The following is a 2324-nucleotide window of genomic DNA, read 5'->3' on the forward strand; positions in this document are numbered from 1 at the left end:
GGTTGGTGGTGAGTGGGTTGGTGGTGGCCGGCTGGGCGGAGGTGGTCGCCTCTGCTGGTCTGGTGCCCGGTGGTGTGGTGTCGGGTGGTGTGGTGTCGGGTGGTGTGGCGCTGCCCGGGATGGCGCCGGCCAGGGCTGCCCTCAGGGCCTCGATGGTGATCATCGTGGTGGGGGCGGCGGTCAGTAGTAGTAGGGGAAGGCGGACCAGTCCGGGTCGCGCTTCTCCAGGAACGCGTCCCGGCCCTCTACCGCCTCGTCGGTCATGTAGGCCAGGCGCGTGGTCTCGCCGGCGAAGAGCTGCTGGCCTACCAGGCCGTCGTCGATGAGGTTGAAGGCGTACTTCAGCATTCGCTGGGCCGTGGGTGACTTGCCGTTGATCTCCTTCGCCCACTCCAGGGCGGTCGACTCCAGCTCCGCGTGCGGCACCACGGCGTTGACCGCGCCCATCTTGTGCATGTCCTCGGCGGTGTAGGCGCGGCCCAGGAAGAAGATCTCCCGGGCGAACTTCTGCCCCACCTGTCGCGCCAGGTAGGCCGAGCCGTAGCCGCCGTCGAAGCTGCCGACGTCCGCGTCCGTCTGCTTGAAGCGGGCGTGCTCGGCGCTGGCCAGGGTGAGGTCGCACACCACGTGCAGGCTGTGCCCGCCACCCGCGGCCCAGCCCGGGACCACCGCGATGACCACCTTCGGCATGAAGCGGATCAGGCGCTGGCACTCCAGGATGTGGAGCCTGCCCGCCCTGGCCGGGTCGATGGTGTCCGCCGTCTCACCCGAGGCGTACTGGTAGCCGCTGCGGCCGCGGATGCGCTGGTCGCCGCCCGAGCAGAACGCCCACCCGCCGTCACGGGGGGACGGTCCGTTGCCGGTCAGCAGCACGCAGCCGACGTCCGAGCTCATGCGCGCGTGGTCCAGCGCGCGGTACAGCTCGTCGACCGTGTGGGGGCGGAACGCGTTGCGCACCTCCGGCCGGTTGAACGCGATGCGCACCGTGCCCTGGTCCACCGCGCGGTGGTAGGTGATGTCGGTGAAGTCGAAGCCCTCCACGCGCTTCCAGCGGGTCGGGTCGAACAGCTCGGAGACGTCCTGATCTGCCACGCGGGCGACAATATGCCCGCAGGCCGGATGCCCGCAGACCGGCCGGGACGTGCCGGGGAGGCGGAGGGCGGGGCGGGCTGTGAGCCGCCGGCCGGTGCGGTGCGAGGGCTGTGGGCCGGGCTGGAACGGGAGCCGGGAGCCGGGCTGGAACGGGAGCCGGGGGCCGGGGTTGGGCGGAGGTCGGCCGCCGAGCCCGAGTGAAGGCCGGAGCGGGGAGCGGGGTGGAAGCCGGAACGAGAGTCGGGGCGGAGGCCGGAATGGCGGCGCTAATGCAGGTCGGCGCGAGGGCGGGAACTGAGAACGCGGTCACTCGGCGACGGGGGTGTCGGCGGTTGAAGTCCTGGTGAGCGGTCATGATCCCATTGTTCGAACAGGTGTTCGATTCAGCAAGGTGAGTCGCCCAATCGTGTACTGGGTGACAATGGCCAGGTGAACCCGTCCACCGCGCAGGCCAGGGTGCTCGTCGACGAGCTGATCCGCAACGACGTCCGGCACGTCGTGCTGAGCCCTGGATCGCGCAACGCCCCCCTCTCGTTCGCCCTGCACGAGGCGGCGGCGCGGGGCAGGCTCACGCTCCACGTCCGCGTCGACGAGCGCACGGCGGGCTTCCTCGCCCTCGGCCTGGCCAGGGGCAGCGGCCACCCGGCCGCCGTGACCTGCACCTCCGGCACCGCCGTCGCCAACCTCCACCCCGCCGTGCTGGAGGCCAGGTACGCGGGCGTCCCGCTGATCGCCCTCACCGCCGACCGCCCGGTCGAGCTGTACCGCACGGGCGCCAGCCAGACCGTCGACCAGCAGCGGGCGTTCGGCCTGGACACCCTCCAACTCCCGGTGGCCGAGCGAAGAAACGGCCAGAACGGCCTGTGGCGCTCCCTGGTCTGCCGCGCCGTCGCCACCGCCCGCGCGGGCGGCCCGGTGCACGTCAACGTCCCGTTCCGGGAGCCCCTGGTCCCCGACGGCGACGACTCCTGGCCCGAGTCGCTGGACGGCCGCCCCTTCGACGTCCCGTGGACCCGCGCCGCACCGCGCACCACGACCTCGCTGCACCCCACCGACCACCTCGGCCCGCGCACCCTGGTCGTGGGGGGGGGACCCCCCCCCACCCCCCACCCCCCCCCGCCCCGGGCCCCCCCCGGCGCCCCGCCCCGCCCGCGGCGGGGCGCGCGGCCCGGGGGGGGCCCCGGGACTGGGCGCGGAACGGGGTGGTGCGGGTGGTGAGCAGGTGGACCACC

At 73.3% G+C, this 2324-nt stretch carries 1 protein-coding gene and 1 pseudogene; one reads left to right on the top strand and one right to left on the bottom strand.

The window, feature by feature from the left end:
* Positions 1–180 precede the first annotated feature (180 nt).
* Complete coding sequence (locus tag ACFV4N_RS42895; RefSeq protein ID WP_499678441.1) at positions 181–1092, bottom strand: 1,4-dihydroxy-2-naphthoyl-CoA synthase; 912 nt, start codon at positions 1090–1092, stop codon at positions 181–183.
* A 429-nt stretch (positions 1093–1521) separates the two neighbouring features.
* On the opposite strand from ACFV4N_RS42895, the pseudogene ACFV4N_RS42900 reads away from it, so the two are divergent.
* Positions 1522–2184 (top strand): annotated as a pseudogene (locus ACFV4N_RS42900) (thiamine pyrophosphate-binding protein); the annotation flags it as partial.
* Positions 2185–2324 lie beyond the last annotated feature (140 nt).

Source organism: Actinosynnema sp. NPDC059797, assembly GCF_042732085.1.
Classification (GTDB): Bacteria; Actinomycetota; Actinomycetes; order Mycobacteriales; family Pseudonocardiaceae; genus Actinosynnema.